Source organism: Chitinophaga sp. sic0106 (assembly GCF_019219075.1).
GTDB lineage: Bacteria > Bacteroidota > Bacteroidia > Chitinophagales > Chitinophagaceae > Chitinophaga.
The window spans coordinates 1-16,891 of the sequence record NZ_JAHUWJ010000021.1; the positions used below are offsets into that span (position 1 = coordinate 1).

The 16,891-nt window shown below is 48.8% G+C and carries 13 protein-coding genes; 5 read left to right on the forward strand and 8 right to left on the reverse strand.

From position 1 onward, the window contains the following. The first annotated feature begins 448 nt into the window (after positions 1–448). Together KW844_RS23955 and bioA are read left to right on the forward strand one after the other, a co-directional pair. The gene (locus KW844_RS23955) at positions 449–2,995 is read left to right on the forward strand and encodes an ATP-binding protein (RefSeq protein WP_218379328.1); all 2,547 of its coding nucleotides are present in this window, start codon (positions 449–451) and stop codon (positions 2,993–2,995) included. Positions 2,996–3,033: 38 nt separating this feature from the next. Then, positions 3,034–4,314, forward strand: coding sequence for an adenosylmethionine--8-amino-7-oxononanoate transaminase (gene bioA / locus KW844_RS23960; protein ID WP_255578608.1), 1,281 nt, complete (start codon positions 3,034–3,036; stop codon positions 4,312–4,314). Between the two features lie 95 nt (positions 4,315–4,409). Here bioA and KW844_RS23965 read toward each other — a convergent pair whose 3' ends face one another. The 5 genes from KW844_RS23965 to sppA all read right to left on the reverse strand — a co-directional run bounded on the left by KW844_RS23965 (position 4,410) and on the right by sppA (position 9,091). After that, positions 4,410–4,904, reverse strand: a complete 495-nt coding sequence (locus tag KW844_RS23965; protein ID WP_218379329.1) for a DUF2911 domain-containing protein — start codon at positions 4,902–4,904, stop codon at positions 4,410–4,412. Between the two features lie 101 nt (positions 4,905–5,005). Then, positions 5,006–5,545 (reverse strand): SRPBCC family protein, encoded by a 540-nt coding sequence (locus KW844_RS23970; protein ID WP_218379330.1) that lies wholly within the window; start codon positions 5,543–5,545, stop codon positions 5,006–5,008. Positions 5,546–5,548: 3 nt separating this feature from the next. Next, positions 5,549–6,082, reverse strand: coding sequence for an SRPBCC family protein (locus KW844_RS23975; RefSeq protein WP_218379331.1), 534 nt, complete (start codon positions 6,080–6,082; stop codon positions 5,549–5,551). Positions 6,083–6,121: 39 nt separating this feature from the next. Then, complete coding sequence (locus tag KW844_RS23980) at positions 6,122–7,228, reverse strand: ABC transporter permease (protein ID WP_218379332.1); 1,107 nt, start codon at positions 7,226–7,228, stop codon at positions 6,122–6,124. A gap of 105 nt (positions 7,229–7,333) precedes the next feature. Then, the gene (gene sppA, locus KW844_RS23985; RefSeq protein WP_218379333.1) at positions 7,334–9,091 is read right to left on the reverse strand and encodes a signal peptide peptidase SppA; all 1,758 of its coding nucleotides are present in this window, start codon (positions 9,089–9,091) and stop codon (positions 7,334–7,336) included. An 86-nt stretch (positions 9,092–9,177) separates the two neighbouring features. Here sppA and folK point away from each other — a divergent pair, with 86 nt between their 5' ends. Together folK and KW844_RS23995 are read left to right on the forward strand one after the other, a co-directional pair. Next, a complete protein-coding gene (gene folK, locus KW844_RS23990) occupies positions 9,178–9,657 on the forward strand; it encodes a 2-amino-4-hydroxy-6-hydroxymethyldihydropteridine diphosphokinase (protein WP_218379334.1) in 480 nt (159 codons plus the stop codon). A gap of 9 nt (positions 9,658–9,666) precedes the next feature. After that, the gene (locus tag KW844_RS23995) at positions 9,667–10,296 is read left to right on the forward strand and encodes a deoxynucleoside kinase (protein ID WP_218379335.1); all 630 of its coding nucleotides are present in this window, start codon (positions 9,667–9,669) and stop codon (positions 10,294–10,296) included. A 137-nt stretch (positions 10,297–10,433) separates the two neighbouring features. On the opposite strand, the gene KW844_RS24000 is transcribed toward KW844_RS23995, so the two are convergent. After that, positions 10,434–11,666, reverse strand: a complete 1,233-nt coding sequence (locus KW844_RS24000) for an NAD(P)/FAD-dependent oxidoreductase (RefSeq protein ID WP_218379336.1) — start codon at positions 11,664–11,666, stop codon at positions 10,434–10,436. A 125-nt stretch (positions 11,667–11,791) separates the two neighbouring features. Between KW844_RS24000 and KW844_RS24005 the strand changes: the two genes are divergently transcribed. Then, positions 11,792–14,218 carry an MG2 domain-containing protein gene (locus KW844_RS24005; protein ID WP_218379337.1) on the forward strand — a complete coding sequence of 809 codons (2,427 nt, stop codon included), beginning with the start codon at positions 11,792–11,794 and terminating at the stop codon, positions 14,216–14,218. Between the two features lie 100 nt (positions 14,219–14,318). Here KW844_RS24005 and KW844_RS24010 read toward each other — a convergent pair whose 3' ends face one another. Both KW844_RS24010 and KW844_RS24015 read right to left on the reverse strand, forming a co-directional pair. Then, positions 14,319–15,485 (reverse strand): porin, encoded by a 1,167-nt coding sequence (locus KW844_RS24010; RefSeq protein ID WP_218379338.1) that lies wholly within the window; start codon positions 15,483–15,485, stop codon positions 14,319–14,321. 30 nt (positions 15,486–15,515) lie between these two features. Then, positions 15,516–16,856 (reverse strand): anaerobic C4-dicarboxylate transporter, encoded by a 1,341-nt coding sequence (locus KW844_RS24015; RefSeq protein WP_218379339.1) that lies wholly within the window; start codon positions 16,854–16,856, stop codon positions 15,516–15,518. Positions 16,857–16,891: the final 35 nt, after the last annotated feature.

The window sequence follows — 16,891 nt, forward strand, 5'->3', positions numbered from 1 at the left end:
ATTATAAATAAAACAGGCAGACCTAAGTCTGCCTGCACAGGATAAACCTTGCCATAAAAACCAGGTCTTCCTTAAAATAAAGTTCTGCTTTTTTTGGAAATCAAAACAGTACCTCTTTTTATTCGGGTACCTGATGGAGACATGTCGTTATTTAAACAACTCACAGGCGCTTTATTTATTTTTTGATACATCCTCATTTATAAACCTTAGCTGCTTGCTGCTTTGCGAGAATAAATCCGATATGCACATCATCTGCACATCCGATGTGCGAAAAAATAACTTGGCTGTGAAAATATTTTAAGTAAATTTATTCCCCTGATTAACCCGTTAAGAGACGCACAAATTACTCCCGTCGTAACCGTTGCCCACTAATAGTGTAAAACTGAGATTTTCCGAGAACAAACAGAAAACTGAGAAACCAGAACACTCAACTAAAATTTGATCGCTCATGCTGGCCTCAACTTTACCTGTATTGCTGCCTGAAGCGGCGGTGGAAGATATTACTGAAATTTCAGCACTAAGAACCAAGCTGCAGCAACTATCCGGCATCATGGGCTCCCTCGCAGAGATGCACCAGACGCTGGCCTTGCATAAAAACCTGCAGCTCACCATGGAACACTTCCTGCAAAACCTGCTGACCATCACGGGCAGTGAAACAGGTTTCGTGGGCGAGATCACCACGAGCTATCAATATCTCCCTAAACTAATATTACACGCCGCAGCACCCGCCGCCTACCTGCAGGAAATGAAGCGCCGCTATTTCAAAGACCAGGAGCCAGGGCTGCAGTTCCTCAACATGGATGCACTCACCAGAGAAGTCATCAAACAAGCCACGCCCATCATCAACAATAGCCCGGAACCGGATGAGATTTCAGTTAGTTATCCTGACCTTTCCGTCACACTCTCCGCCTACCTGGGAATCCCCATCGTATACAACCATAAAATATTAGGTGTAATCGGCCTGGGCAATAAACCCGGCGGATACAGCACCACCATCATTGATACACTGCAGCCACTGATACAGAGCTACGCCCTGCTCCTCTTTGCCAATAATCAGGAAAGAGACAGAAACCGCGCGGAAAAAGCCAATCAGCAAACACGCGCCGACCTCGACGCACTCATCGGCACACTCGATGATATCGTGATGGAAATGAACGAATACAAAATATTTACAAAAGTCTGGTGTAATAACGACAACCTCCTGTTCCAGCCTAAAGAACAGGTGGTAGGCCGCAGCATGACAGAAGTGCTCGGCCCCCTGGCGCCGGTGTTCGATAACCTGACCGACATCCTCCTGCGTACCGGAGAAACACAGGAATATGAGTACCGCGACATTCGCCAGGAAATCAACAACTGGTACGGATTGAAAATGTCGCTCCTGAAAAACCACAACGGTCCCAACAAACGCATCCTGATCCTGATCAAAAACATCACCTCCAGGATGCGTGACGAGATCGCCCTCAGGCAAACAAAAGCAGAACTGGAAAGAAATCTCCACCTGCTCAATATCAGCCAGCAAATGGGGGCGATCGGCGGTTGGGAATTCAACACCGCCACCTCAGAAATATTCTGGACCAAACAAATCTTTGAACTCAGGGAAGTATCGGCCGACTATCCCGTAACCCTGCAAAGCTCCGCAGCCTTTTACCATCCGGACGACCGGCCCGTATTCGAAGAAGCACGGCGACAACTGCTGGAAAATCAAAAACCATACTGCCTCGAACTACGGCACATCTCCGCAAAAGGTACCCCCACCTGGGTAAAAACAATGGGCATCCCCGTTATTACAAAGGGACATATCACCCACTTCCGGGGTATCATCATGGACATCACCAACCAGAAAGTAACAGAACTGGAATTACTCAAAGCCAAAGAATGCGCAGAAAAAGCCGCGCAGGCACGAAGCGAATTCCTCTCCGTGATGAGCCATGAAATCAGAACACCGCTCAACGCCATCATCGGGATTGCCGGCATCCTGGAAGATAACCACCTCCCGGAAAATACCGAGGTAATCCAAAGCCTCCAGTTCTCCTCCAAACACCTGCTGGGACTCATTAACGACATACTCGACTTCAATAAAATCGAAGCCGGAAAAATTGAACTGGAACATATCCCCATTCATCTCCCTGACCTCATCCACGGCATCGCCAGCAACTACCAGCCACTGGCCAAAGCCAAAGGCATTAAGCTGTATACCGCCGTAGATCACGAGCTGCCGCAAAACATCCTGGGCGATCCTGTACGCCTCGGCCAGATCCTCAATAACCTGATCAACAACGCGATCAAATTCACACAAAAAGGATCGGTATGTATCGAGGTACACCAGGAAGACTGCCACGGTAACCGCACCCATATCGGCTTTACCATTCGCGATACCGGCATCGGTATCCCTGCGGACATGCAGGATAAAGTATTTGAAACCTTTGTGCAGGCAGAAGCCGCCACCACCCGCCGCCACGGCGGAACCGGGCTGGGACTCGCCATCACCAAAAAACTCGTGGAAATACAACGGGGACATATACACGTAGAAAGCACGCCAGGCAAAGGCTCCGCCTTCCACTTCACACTGGGATTCGATATCCCCGTGCTGCACAAAAAACAACATACCCCTAAACAATATCCCGCCGGCTTCCTCGATAATATGAGCCTGCTGGTAGTAGAAGATAATGTAATCAATGTGCGTATCATTGAAATGCAACTCAAAAAATCCGGGGCCCGGATTACCACCGCCACCAATGGCAAACAAGCCCTGGAACGCCTAAAGGAACAGCATTTTGATGGCATCATCCTCGACCTCCACATGCCGGAAATGAACGGCTATGAAGCCATCCCGCATATTAAAATGATCCAGCCCGACGCCTTTATCATCGTGCTGACCGCCGATATTATGCCGGACGTAAGAGAAAAACTGGCCATACTCCACGTCACCGACCTGCTGCCAAAACCTTACGCAGCCCACGACCTGTTTAAGGCCCTGGCTAAATACTATGAATAGCATTGTTGTTGTACCTTCGCGACTTACCTAATTCATTGATGATGCAGCAACCGACTTTAGCAGCCCGTGACCAGCAGGTAATATGGCATCCATATACGCAGATGCAAACAGCACCACAGCCCATCGCCATCACCCGCGGGGAAGGTGCCCTCCTATTCGACGATCAAAATAATTCCTACATAGATGCTACCAGCAGCTGGTGGGTAAATATTCACGGACACGCACACCCGCATATCGCGGAAATGCTTTCCAAACAAGCCTTCCAGCTTCAGCATATCATTTTCTCCGGCTACACCCATGCCCCCGCAGTAGAGCTGGCAGAACGCCTGCTTCCCCTGCTGCCAGCCAAGCAAAAAAGAGTATTTTATTCCGACAACGGATCCACCGCCGTAGAAGTAGCGCTGAAAATGTCGCTCCAATACTGGGATAACAAAGGCCAACGCCGGCATAAATTCATCGCCTTCAAAAACGCCTACCACGGCGATACCTTCGGAGCCATGAGCGTAAGTGGCCGCAGCGTATTCACCCGCGTATTCGATGACCTTCTCTTTGAAGTACACTTCATCGACCTCCCCACTGCCGGCAATCTTGAAGCACTGAAAGCAACCATCGATGCGCTGGACCTCAGCACCATCGCCGCTTTTATATTTGAGCCATTGGTGCAGGGCGCCGGTGGCATGCTCATGTACGAGGCCGCACCGCTGGACCAGCTGCTAGCCTGGCTGCAATCGCACCAGGTACTCCTCATCGCCGATGAAGTGATGACCGGCTTCGGCAGAACAGGTAAAAACTTTGCCATGGAAAACTGCAGTACCCAGCCTGATATGATGTGCCTTTCCAAAGGTCTCACCGGCGGCAGTATGGCGCTCGGCATCACCACCTGCACCAGCGACATCTATGACGCTTTCCTCAGCAATGATAAGCTGAAGACATTATTCCATGGCCACAGCTTCACTGCCAACCCGCTCGCCTGCGCTGTAGCACTGGCCAGCCTCGATCTGTTTACTGATCCTGCCTGCGCAGCCAACCGCCAGCGCATACACGAAGCACATACGCAATTCCTGACGCAACTAAAGGGGTTGCCTAAAATTAAGTTGCCCCGGCTCCAGGGCACCATCCTCGCCTTCGATATCATTACCACTAACGCCGACGGCTACACTAACAATATCGCAGACCAGTTGCACCGGTTCTTCCGGGAGCGCCGGGTGATGCTGCGGCCGCTGGGGAATACCTTGTATGTGCTGCCGCCGTATTGCATTACAGATGAGCAGTTGCAGGAGGTATATGACTGCATTAGCGACCTACTTCAATCCATTTGATTTATTTCCGGACCTGTGGCCCGGAAATAAATCGGGGAGAGATAAAGTGCCTGCGGCACTTCATCTCTCCCCGAAAAAAAATTATCACCTGCTTACTACTTCACTGGAACTGATATCTTCGTATCATCCCATTCAAACACCACTGCATTACCTGGCAGCGTGAAAGTCAGTTTCTCTACCGGAGTAGACAATGACTGGCGATCCACTTTTACCTGTACCACGTCCTGGCCTTTCACCTTTTCGTAGTCGTAAGCGCCCCACTGTCCCAGTTTGCTGTTCAGGATAACTGTCCAGGTTTTAGGATCAGGAATAGAAAACAGGGTGTAGGTACCAGCTTTCACTGGCTTACCACCAAAGTTTACATCTTTTGCAAAGGTGATCTCAGTAGCTTCGTTGGCACCGGTACGCCATACTTTTCCGTATTGCTCCAGTTTACCAAAGATCTCTCTTCCGTTTTTGGAAGGCTGACCATATACCACTTTAATGCCGTTTGCTTCAGTGGTTACTTTTGGGCTCTTTCTTGCTTTTTCCTGACCGAAAGCCAAAGCTGCGGTAGCTACGAAGAAAGTTGCCATGATGAACTGTTTCATGTTGGATGTGCGTTATTTAGTTAGAGTTTAGAAGGATTATCCAATTTAAAGATAATAAGCGCAAGAATTTGTTAATATGGATTAATGGCAAAATAGCTCCATCAGTTTCCACTCCTGCCTTCGCAAATCTCACTCAGGGTGGTTAAACCCTGATCCATAGCCGGTCCGAAGATTTTATCAGCCATAAACCCACGCAGTTTCCACCAGGGTAGCATGCCCAATTTGGTTTGCATATGCCAGAAGATAGCGGTAGCCTTACCATCGGCAGTAGGCTTAAGTTCAATACCAGCATCTACCGGCTTCATATTTTTCACCTCCATGCTGTAATGGATGCCTTTTTTGTTGTCGCTGTCGAGTATAGTCACTTTACCACTGCTGCGTGTACCCGTCCAGGTGTACCAGGCACCGGTGCCGCTGGTTTGCCCGGAAAACTGCAGGGTGGCAGTGCTGTCCGGCTGATACCATGGATTCCAGTCCTTCCAGGCTTTCAGGTCACCAATATGAGCATACACGGTGTCGATAGGCGCCTGAATAACGCCGGTACGTTCTACCACGGCGGTAGAAGGCAGTAATAAAGAGCCAAGGAATATCAATGTGCCGAAAACGATGATACTGATGATCCCTAATTTAATAAATCTCATAGTTTATTTTTTGCTGCTAATCTTTGCGAGGTTATGTAAGCCTTTCTCGAAATCTTTGCCTACCCATTTGTCCATCATCAGCCCCATGAGCTTGCGGACAGGGTGCTGGCCCATATCGGCCACCATGCCCCAGGTTACTACAGTACCACCCAGTACAGGTTCGAAGCGGAAATAGCCTTTGGCTACTCCCATGGTCATAAAATCAGTTTCGGTGGCAATATATTGCTCTTCCCGGGAAACGGTGATCACTACACTGCCTTTTCCAATGTTGCGGTTACGGCTTTCCCAACTGTAACCTGCCCCTGCCCCGCTTTCTTTTTGGCCATAAGTAATGGTTAGCTGCGGGTCCATTTGGTGCCATGGCGACCATAACTCCCAGTTTTTCAAGGTATTGACATAAGGGAATATAATGGCTGCGCTGGCAGGAATCTGTAGAGAACGCTCCACCTTTACGGTTGCCGGTAAAATCATACTGATGACAAACAACGCCAGCACCAATACAATCAATGCTCCCAGGATGATGAAAAAGGCTTGCATGTGCAGGGATTTATTCAGCAAAGCTAACAAATGCGCCGCTTACTCCCACCGGAATACTTTAACGGCCACAATATATACCACAATGCCCCAGATGGTGAGGATGCCCAGGTCATAACCGATATTCCACAGGTGCTTACCTTCATATGCCACCTCACGGAGGCCGTCTGCCAGGTAAGTGAGTGGCATCAGTTTACAAATCGGCTGCAGCCAGGAAGGGAAAGAATCTATCGGAAAAAAAGTACCTGCAAGCAAAAACTGTGGCAGGGTAATAATATTGGCAAACAGTGGGATCGTACTTTCGTTTTTGGCAATACCGCTAACGATAAAACCGAAGCCCAGGAATATCAGGCATCCGAATGCCGACAGCACCAGCATCTCCATAAAAGTAACAAATCCGTTCACCAGCGTAAACCCGAAGGCAAAGTGGCCAAGGGCAATGATGACAACGGAACTGATCACCTGAAATACCGTACGGCCCAGGGCTTCCGCCAGCACAATATAAAAGCGTTTAATGGGAGTAGCAAAAAAGCGTTTCAGCACCAACGTCTGCCGCAATCCGAAAAACAGGAAGGCGGTGGTAAACACGGCGCCGCTCATGAGAGCAAAGCCCAGCTGACCCGGTAAAATAAAGTCGATCGTTTTGTAAATGCGCCCAGGCACCTCTTCGGGAATAATGGTGGCCACGGAAGGGCGGGGATATGCCTGGCTGTCCAGCTGACCAGTAACGGCCCGCAGCGCAGCAATTAAAATTCCTTTTTTGTTGGGATCGGTGGCTGTAGAAGTTTTTACATGCAGTTTATAATGCTCCTGCCCATCTGTGGCAGGCAGCTGCTCTATATTCAGTATGGCCACCAGGTTACCTTTCTTCAGGTCCTCGGCCATTTCCGCCTCACTATCGTCTGTGATGAGTTTCAGCGTTTTGTTGGCAGCCAAATGCTTGAAATAGTTGGTACTGATGTCTGTATGGCGGTCTACTCCCACCTTTACGGATACGGTGCTGTTTCCAATAAATCCAAACACGAGGATAAATACCAAAGGGAACGCAAGGCTGAAAACTACGGAAGAAGGACTTCTGAAAGTCGCTCTCAGGCTACCTTTCGTAATGGCCAACATCGCTCTCCACTGACTGTACTTAGCTCCATTCATCTGATCTGCAATTTTAAAAAACCGCGTAAAACTACATAAAAAGAAATTGGGAATGGCCATCATTTCTGACAGCCACTCCCAATTACCTAAGCCCCAGGGGCTTTATTAACGAATAATGTAGTCGAAAGGCATGCGGGTAAGTACCTGACCATGCAGCTCCTTCACGGATTTAAGCTCCTGATAGGTATGGTATTCTGCCTCACCCATTTCTTTCTTCACCATGCTGGTGCTCACTTTGTTGCCCATATTACGCAGCATTCTGCCTACAGAAGGTTTCACATCCGGATATTCCGTGATTTTATAACTGCTCAGTTTAGCCATTTTTGCGGCAGATGCCAGTGCAGCGTCAATACCACCCAGGCGGTCTACCAGACCAAGTTTCAGCGCCTGTGTACCGCTCCACACGTGGCCCTGTGCGATACTGTCTACAATCGCCGGGTCCAGTTTCCGGCCTGCTACCACTCTGGATTTGAAAGTGGCGTAGGTACTGTCCACACTGTTCTGAATCAGTTTTTTTTCTGCCTCAGTCATGGCGCGGCCGCTGGTACCCAGGTCAGCGTAAGTAGCTGTTTTCACGCCGTCGAAGGTTACTCCCAGTTTATTTTTGAAGAAGTCAGACAAGTTCATCATCACCCCGAATACGCCGATAGAACCCGTGAGGGTATTAGGTTCTGCGAAAATGGTATCAGCCATGCAGGAAATATAGTAGCCACCGCTGGCGGCGTAGTCACCCATGGACACAATCACCGGTTTTACTTTTTTCGTGAGACTCAGTTCTCTCCAGATCACCTCAGAAGCCAGGGCGCTGCCCCCACCGGAGTTTACACGGAATACTACTGCCTTAATATTTTTATCTTCTCTCACCTTGCGGATATCACGTACGTAAATATCGCTGGCAATGGTATTTTCTTTTTCAGAATCACCGGAAACGATATTACCCTGTGCGTAGATCACGGCAATTTTGCTGTCGCCATCACCATTATCAAGGGTAGAAGCATTATCATATTTGGAGAGAGATACAAAGTTGATCTTTTCGTCGGACTTTATGTTCAGCTTAGATTTCAGCTCGGCGGTAACTTCGTCATCATATTTCAGACCGTCTACCAGCTTATATTTCAGCGCATCTCCCGGCTCCTGGATCAGCCCATCGTTCGCGTACTGGTGCAGGGTGGCGGTGTCAATTTTACGACTGGCGCCAATGCTGCTGAGGAAGTTGCCATACAGCTGACCAAGGAAGAGGGTGGTTTGTTCACGATTGGCGTCCGTCATTTTATTTTCACGCAAAGGCTCGGTAGCGCTCTTGAATTTTCCGCAGTAGAAAATCTCCGGTTTAATTTCCAGCTTATCCAGTGCCCCTTTGAGGAACATGATTTCAGTGGCAAAACCTCTGAAGTCCACTCCGCCGTGAGGGTTCAGGTATACCTTATCCGCTGCGGTAGCCAGGAAATAGGATCCCTGGTCGATGACTTCCCCGTACGCATATACGAATTTGCCGGATTTTTTAAACTGCTGCAGTGCTCTGCGCAGTTCTGCATTGGTAGCCATTTCATTGCCATTTCCATTTACTTTCAGGTAAATACCTTTGATGTTGTCATCATCGGCGGCATGGTCAATTAAACGAATGGCTTCGTAGAGGCCCGGTACATCTGTATCCAGGTCACCGAAATAATTTCCCAGGGGGTTGGATTGTTCCTGCTCCATGAACTTCTGGCTGGTTTCGAGTACCAGTACGCTGTTGGGAGAGAGGCTGACTTTTTCAGGGGTGATCGCCTTTCCTATCAGCACCATAAGGGTTATCATTCCAATGGCTGTGAATACAATCAATGCCAACAGGGCTGCAAAGAATACTTTAAAAAAACGCATGTTGTCGAGTTAATATGAAACTATTAGGAAAGATACATTTTTTTCAAAAATAAGGAATATGGCTACTTTTGGGGCCGGATTTATACATGAATACAGCAATATTACTTATAGGTGGCAATTTAGGAGACCGGGAGCATAACCTCCGGTCAGCCGTGCAGCTGATCGGTGAAAGGGCCGGTCGGGTGATACAGCAATCTGCCTTGTACCAAACCGCTCCATGGGGAGTGGAAGATCAGCCAGACTACCTCAATCAGGGCCTGGAAATAGCCACAGCGCTGGATGCACATAGCCTGCTCCTGTGCACACTGGAGATTGAAAGAAACATTGGCCGGGTGCGCCAGCAGAAATGGGGCTCGCGGGTGATAGACATTGACTTGATATTTTTTAACGGGGAGACTATATCTCTCCCTGATCTGAAAATTCCGCACCCCCGCATGCACCTGCGCCGGTTTGTGCTAGGCCCGTTAAACGACATCATACCCAATTACATGCATCCAGTTATGCATCAAACAGTCCACCAGTTATGGGAAAGCTGCCCGGACGACTCACCGGTCCACAAACTTTAAAAGAAGAACATGCGCTATAAATTTATCACGATAGAAGGAAATATAGGAGCCGGCAAAACCACCGTTGCCGGCATGCTGGCCGAACATTTTTCATCGAAACTGATCCTGGAGGAGTTTGCAGACAATCCTTTCCTTCCACTTTTCTATAAAAGCCCACAGCAGTACGCCTTTCCGCTGGAATTATTTTTTATGGCGGAGAGATATAAACAGCTCAAGGATATGTTGCAGTCGGAAGATATGTTTTCCAACGGCACTATATCTGACTATCTCTTTATCAAAAGCCTGCTTTTTGCCAAAATCAATCTGCCGGAAGAAGAATATGCCCTGTACCAGAAACTTTTTGACATCATCAATCCGCAGCTGTTACAGCCGGATCTGCTGATTTACCTCAACGCGCCGGTATCGAAAGTCCAGGAAAACATCCGCCACCGCAACCGTTCCTATGAACAGGCTATCCCGGATGAGTACCTGCTGAATGTACATGATATGTATATGCAGTATATCAAGCAGCACCCGGTGCGTACACTCATGGTGGATATGACTAAGATGGATTTTGTACGTAATCCGGAGGATTTTCAGAAATTGCTGGATGCGTTGGAAGAAGAGTATGAACCGGGGATTAATTATATGAAGCTGTAACCCCGTCACGCCGTGGTGGCGGAAAATACCGTGAATCAAGGAGGCATCATTGCCGCCCTTCAGAAGCAGGAGGACAGCGGCCTCCAATCAATGCAGCCTGGGGATTGTGCCGCTGGCACCGTCCCCAGGCTACACCATTAAATACTACTAATACTTTTCGCTGCAATAAACCCGCTCGTCCACGCATGCTGAAAGTTAAACCCACCCGTTACACCATCTACATCCATCACTTCTCCTGCAAAATACAACCCTGGTGCAATACGGCTCTGCATAGTAGCCGGATCAATTTCACTTAGCGTAACACCGCCGCAGGTCACAAATTCTTCTTTAAAGGTGGTTTTGCCTTTCACAGGAAACTCCATGGCCACAAGCATTTTCTGCAGCTTATTTTGCTCTTTGGCCGGCACATCGGCCCAGCGGAGGTCTTCCCCTATGCCCGCCTGTTGCAGCAGGAAGTTCCAAAGGCGTTGCGGCAGCTGGAATGGGTTCTTGTTGTATATTTTTTGCTTGCCTAGTTCAAAGCGGAGCGACTGCCAGTCTTCCCTCATACTATTCTCATTATAGCTGGGTACCCAGTTTACGATAGCCGTACACGTATACTGCATATCCTGCAGCTCTCTTGCCCCCCAGGCGGATAGCCGTAAAATAGCCGGGCCACTCATGCCCCAGTGGGTGATCAGCAATGGTCCTTGCTGCTGCAGTTTGGTGCCGGCAATTTTCACGCTGGCTTCCGTGGCTACACCCATCAGCTGTGTGATCGGGTTGCCTGGCATATTAAAGGTAAATAAGGAAGGTGCAGGAGGAACAATGGTATGCCCGATTTCTTTCAGCCAGCTGAACTTGCCTTCCTGTGCGTAACCCCCTGTGGCGATGCACACAAAATCGGCTTCCAGTGCGGCGCCCTGGCTTAAAACGAGCTTCCAGCCGCCAGTGGCGCGGCGTTCCAGTGCCAGCACTTCCACATTGGTACGTATATTTATCTGGTATTTGTCCGCCTCACGGAGGAGGCAATCAATGATCGTTTGGGAGGAATCCGTTACCGGGAACATGCGTCCGTCTTCTTCTGCCTTCAGCTTCACTCCTCTTTCGCCGTACCAGTTGATGGTGTCCGGTACAAAAAACTGTCCGAATGCTTTCTTGACGAAGTTGCCGCCCCGGGGATAACGTTTAGTCATATACGATATATCCGGCGCGTGGTGGGTAACATTACAACGCCCGCCCCCACTCACTTTTACCTTGGAAAGGAGCTTACCGGTTTTTTCCAGCAGCCATACTTCCAGGTCGGGGTTCATACGTGCGGCATTGACTGCACAAAAAAATCCGGCGGCGCCGCCACCTGTCACAACCAGTCGTTTTCCCTTGAAACTCATTAAAATCTTGTTAAAAAAAATCCAGTATTTGCGCAATAATAACTTTAATCTTTTGAACTTGCTATTTTTAAGGATTCCTTCGGACAATTAACACTTATTAGTAATTTGTATACAAATCAACAACCATGAAATGGAAACTTCCAATAGCGCTGCTGACAGGAGTTGTTACCGCAATGGCTTTCATCGTACCGCCGCCGGATGACTGGTCGGACCGCATCGTTAAGGCACTGGAGCAATTTGTGAAGCGCTACCCTCAGGAAAAAGTCTACCTCCATATGGACAAAGACTACTATGCCGCCGGCGAAACCATCTGGTTCCGGGCATATATCACCCTGCAGGGACTTCCCTCTACTCAGGCCACTAACCTCTACGTAGAACTGCTGGACAAGAATAACAATATCATTCAGAAGAAATTGTTCGCCAGCGGCGGGGGGATGTCACCCGGCGCTTTTGAACTGCCGGAAACACAGAAACCAGGTACCTACCAGATCCGCGCCTACACCGCGTGGATGAACAACTTTGACCCTGCGTTTTTCTTCACCAGGAACTTCGAAATATTCGACCCTGCCAAGAAAACCGCGCCGGATGCCGACTCCCTGGCGCAGGACTTTTCCGTACAATTTTTTCCGGAAGGAGGGAATGCCATCGTAGGCCAGGCCGCTACCGTGGCTTTTAAAGCGATTGACCAGAATGGTTATCCAATGGAAGTAACCGGCACCATCAAAAGCAGCAAAGGTGAACAAACGGCAGCTATCAAGTCCGTGCACGACGGGATGGGTAGCTTCGACTATACACCGGCCGCAGGTGAAACCTACCAGGCTGTCGTGAAAAGCGCCAAAGGCCAGTCCAAAACCATTGACCTGCCTGCGGCACAAACCAAGGGCGTAACGCTGAAAGTATATAATAAAGGCGCCAGGATCTTCTACCAGGCCGTAGCCGGCCCGGATAACGATACCAGCATGAATCAGTTACTGGTACTGGCGCAAATGAACCAGCAGATGGTGTATAAGGCCAACCTGGATGTAGCCGATGGCCGCATCAGCGGGTTTATTCCGGCTACCAACATACCTTCCGGCATTGTGCAGATTTCCCTGTTTACAAAATCAGGGTTGCCTGTTGCACAGCGCCTGGTGTTTGTAAAAAAGAACGATCTGCTCCAGATGGATGTGCTGGAGTCGGATATTCACACCGAAGCACGCACCAAGAACACGCTGGTTTTACGTCTCCCGGATACTATCAATTCCAGTATATCCATATCCATTACGGATGCTGACGCCGTACCGGTGGAAACTAAAAACGTGAATAACATCATCTCTAACCTGCTGCTTACCTCCGATATCAAAGGTTTTGTATACAATCCGGCCTGGTATTTCAGGAATGATTCCGCGCAAACCTTACAGGCATTGGACCTGGTAATGCTCACCAACGGGTGGACACGTTTTAGCTGGGAAAAAATCCTCAACAACGAGTATCCGCAAATCAAATATCCATACGAGCAGGGCTTGTCCATGGACGGTAAAGCCATGTCCGGCGCGGGCCGCCCGCTGACCACCGGAGGACAGATTGATATGATCATTAAAGTGCCGGCTGACAGCTCCAGCCTGTTTGCACAGGCGCCAGTAGATGAAAAGGGCGAATTCCATATCAGTGGAATGGTGTTCCCAGATACGGCCTACATCTATTACCAGGGGAATGATATCGCGAAGAAAAATAAGGATGTAAGTGTGAAATTCACCAATCACTTCTTCGAAAAGCCTTCCCTGATTAAGATTCCGGCGCCGCTGCGCGTGCCACCACCAGTTGATAACAGCGCCCTGAAAGCCTTCCTGGCTAATGCGGCGGAAAGCAATAAAGTGAACCGGGCTATCAACAATAAAATGGTATACCTGAAGGAGGTAAACGTAAATGCGAAGAAGGAAAAACCGCAGGAAACCACCGAGAAACGCTATGTTAGCGGCATGTTTGCAGGTGGGGATGGTATCACTTTCGACCTCACCAAAGAAACGCCGATTGCCATGAACGTATTCCAGTACCTGCAATCAAAAGTTGCCGGGCTGCAGATCACTGGCGATATCAACAACCCTTCTATCAGCTGGCGCGGTGGAGCACCGGGCTTGTATCTGAACGAAATGCAGACCGATATCTCTATGCTGTCGTCCCTGCCGGTAACGGATATTGCACTGATTAAAGTGATTCGTCCGCCGTTTATGGGTATTGGTGGCGCCAATGGAGCCATTGCCATCTACACCAAAAAAGGTGGCGATAACGTACCACAGAACGACCCGAGCATCCGCGGATTTGAGCTGTATAAGAAAGCCGGTTATGCAATTGTAAAACAATTCTACTCTCCGGATTACAGTGTTAAAAAAGAAGTTCACACTTTGCCTGATAAACGCCTCACCCTCTACTGGAACCCTAACGTGACTGTAGATACGCTGACCCATACTGCTAATATTGAATTCTACAATAATGATTTCACCAGGAAATTCAGAATGGTGGTAGAAGGTATGGCCGAAGATGGTAGTGTAGGGCATTTGGAGCAGGAGTTTTAAGTTCCTTCTCTCACTTACAAAAAAGGGGAACGTCCTGCTGGACGTTCCCCTTTTTTGTGCTCTCTCCGTCAACGGCGGAGGGAGTACAAAAAAAATAAGATTATAAAACAACTAATGGAGTCACGAAGCCAATCGAAAAGCGGTAGTTATCGTTATTTGTCAATCCGAAAGTTGATTTCGCATAATCGGAATGACGATAGATTCTACCTATCATGTTACAGAAAATACGCAGGTTCACATCTTTGAGCGGGTACACCTCTATGCCCGGAATATAGCCCCAGGCGGTACGCAGCATGCTGGGTGCGTTAGGATCAGGATTACCATCCCAATAAGCAAAATCCACCATGCCCTGGAAAGCAAAATGTACAATCCTGCTCAATTGTATATCCGCACTTACCCAATGACTCATGTAACGGACTTGCTGGGCGGTAGTGTGAATCTGATTTCTCACCATATCTGTTACAATCATCTTACGATCGAGGTTTTCCAGGCTCAGTTTGAAGTCGTATTGCAGGCGGAAACCTTTAAGCTGCAGCTGGTTACCGAAAGCAAAGTAGTTCATATATTGCTGGGTAGCCTCCTTAAATATGCTGTAGGACCAGATCGTCTGAAACTTTCCGCCAAAGAAGCTGCCACGCCAGTTGGCCACGGCGGCAAACGGAAACTTCGCCTCCTCTATGCCCGGAATTGTATCGTATAGTTCATAAAATGATTTGGTTCGGCTATTGAGTAACTGTACGGTGAATTCCTGGTTTTTGTTGGGCAGCCAGCCAAAGCCGGCGCCTGTCAGGAAGTTATCAGCGTACTCGATGATATCGGAGTACTCGTAGATATCGATAGGATTAGCATCAAATTCGAATCCACCCCAATCGGCGCAGAGCTTACCTGCGTATATTTTCCAGTGTTCACTGGGATCGAAACGGAGGTAGGCCAGGTCGGTGGAGCGACTGATATTATCTATAGACTGCGTAACGGGGTCGCGGGTGTATCGGTCGCGAAAGCGGAAATAAAGTTTATCCGTCACTTTCCCCCTGATTTCCAGCCTGAACTGCTCATTAACAAATTTGGAACCTGTGTAGGTACCATTTACGAACTGATTACGTTCCGCAAAGCGCATATTGGCAATGAGGTCCATATTCTGCAGCAGCGTAACCTTTGAAGGGTTGATCAGGGGTTTATAGATGGTATCCTGCGCTTCCTGCTGCTGTGCAGTCGCAGTGAATGATACCAGCAACAATACATACAATAGCCAATGACGTGTATACATGTACGTTAGATTACGGTATTGAATAACTACTTACAGAAAGATGCTTGCAAAGAAGAAGCCCGCCGCTACTGACATGCCTACTGCCACCAGGCCGGGAATCATAAAGCTGTGGTTGACCACAAATTTCCCGATATGCGTACTGCCGGTGCGGTCAAAGTTAATGGCGGCCAGCAGGGTGGGGTAACCCGGCAATATGAAGTCGCCGTTTGCCCCGGGGAACATAGCTACCAGGTGTGCAGGACTAATACCCAGGGCCAGCCCCAGCGGCATCAACGCCTGTGTGGTGGCGGCCTGACTAAAGAGCAGCATACTCAGCAGGAAAATAGCGATAGAGAAAGTCCACGGTGCAGAGCGAACCATGTTGCCCAACGCACTTTCTATGATTGCCTGGTTTGTTTGCATGAAAGTGGCACTCATCCATACCACGCCAAAAACGGATATCACAGCAACTGCGCCTGCTGTAAACAGGCTGGCTTTGGACACCGATTCAGCAGATGTTTTGGTGAAGATCATTATGGCTGCTGCGGCGCTGAGCATAATTAACTCAATCATGGCAGCCATTTTAATATTGCCGAGGTTATTAATAGCCAGGTTCGCATGTCCGGGCTCAAACGTAGGCAGCATTTTGGGAAATGCACCTACCAGTACAATCAGTAAAACCGCCAGTCCAAAAATAGCTACCGCTGTTTTAGCGCCTGGCTTCAGTGGTTCTCTGGATGCAGAGGTATCCAGATCGATGCTTTTTGCAAACTCAGGGTCTTTCATTTTCTCCAGGAATACCGGATCACGGTCCAGCTCCACTCCCTTTTTCCAGCACACCGCCACACCGCATAAAATACCTACCAGGCAAGCGGGGATACTTACGATGATGACCTGTGGTAAAGTGACAGCGCCAGCCATGATAGACACCAATGCCGCAGTAGCGGCTGATATGGGGCTGGCTGTTACGGCCAGGTGGGAAGCGATTACAGAAATACTCAGGGCTCTTTCCGGACGTATCCGTTTTTTGGTAGACACCTCTGCAATGATGGGCAGCAGGGAATAAGTAATATGTGCAGTACCGGCAAACACGGAGAACAAAAAAGTGGTCAGCGGCGCAATGAGTACAATCAGCGAGGGTTTGCTTCGCAGTACTTTTTCTGCCAGCCGGACCATATACTCCATTCCTCCGGCAGCCTGCAGTGTGGCCGCAGTGCTCACTACCGACAAAATAATCAACATGACGTCAATAGGAGGATCCGCCGGAGCCATACGGAAAACAAACACGAAGATCATCAGCGCCACCATGCCCATCACTCCCAACCCAATCCCTTTCATGCGCGCACCGATCAAAATAGCCACTAATAAAATGGCAAACTCAATCCAAATCATACTGTTGAATATAAACGGTGATATGAAATACTACG

Coding starts and splice junctions, on each gene's coding strand:
- KW844_RS23955 (WP_218379328.1), top strand. CDS start 449: ATGCTGGCCTCAACTTTACCTGTATTGCTGCCTGAAGCGGCGGTGGAA.
- bioA (WP_255578608.1), top strand. CDS start 3,034: ATGATGCAGCAACCGACTTTAGCAGCCCGTGACCAGCAGGTAATATGG.
- KW844_RS23965 (WP_218379329.1), bottom strand. CDS start 4,904: ATGAAACAGTTCATCATGGCAACTTTCTTCGTAGCTACCGCAGCTTTG.
- KW844_RS23970 (WP_218379330.1), bottom strand. CDS start 5,545: ATGAGATTTATTAAATTAGGGATCATCAGTATCATCGTTTTCGGCACA.
- KW844_RS23975 (WP_218379331.1), bottom strand. CDS start 6,082: ATGCAAGCCTTTTTCATCATCCTGGGAGCATTGATTGTATTGGTGCTG.
- KW844_RS23980 (WP_218379332.1), bottom strand. CDS start 7,228: ATGAATGGAGCTAAGTACAGTCAGTGGAGAGCGATGTTGGCCATTACG.
- sppA (WP_218379333.1), bottom strand. CDS start 9,091: ATGCGTTTTTTTAAAGTATTCTTTGCAGCCCTGTTGGCATTGATTGTA.
- folK (WP_218379334.1), top strand. CDS start 9,178: ATGAATACAGCAATATTACTTATAGGTGGCAATTTAGGAGACCGGGAG.
- KW844_RS23995 (WP_218379335.1), top strand. CDS start 9,667: ATGCGCTATAAATTTATCACGATAGAAGGAAATATAGGAGCCGGCAAA.
- KW844_RS24000 (WP_218379336.1), bottom strand. CDS start 11,666: ATGAGTTTCAAGGGAAAACGACTGGTTGTGACAGGTGGCGGCGCCGCC.
- KW844_RS24005 (WP_218379337.1), top strand. CDS start 11,792: ATGAAATGGAAACTTCCAATAGCGCTGCTGACAGGAGTTGTTACCGCA.
- KW844_RS24010 (WP_218379338.1), bottom strand. CDS start 15,485: ATGTATACACGTCATTGGCTATTGTATGTATTGTTGCTGGTATCATTC.
- KW844_RS24015 (WP_218379339.1), bottom strand. CDS start 16,856: ATGATTTGGATTGAGTTTGCCATTTTATTAGTGGCTATTTTGATCGGT.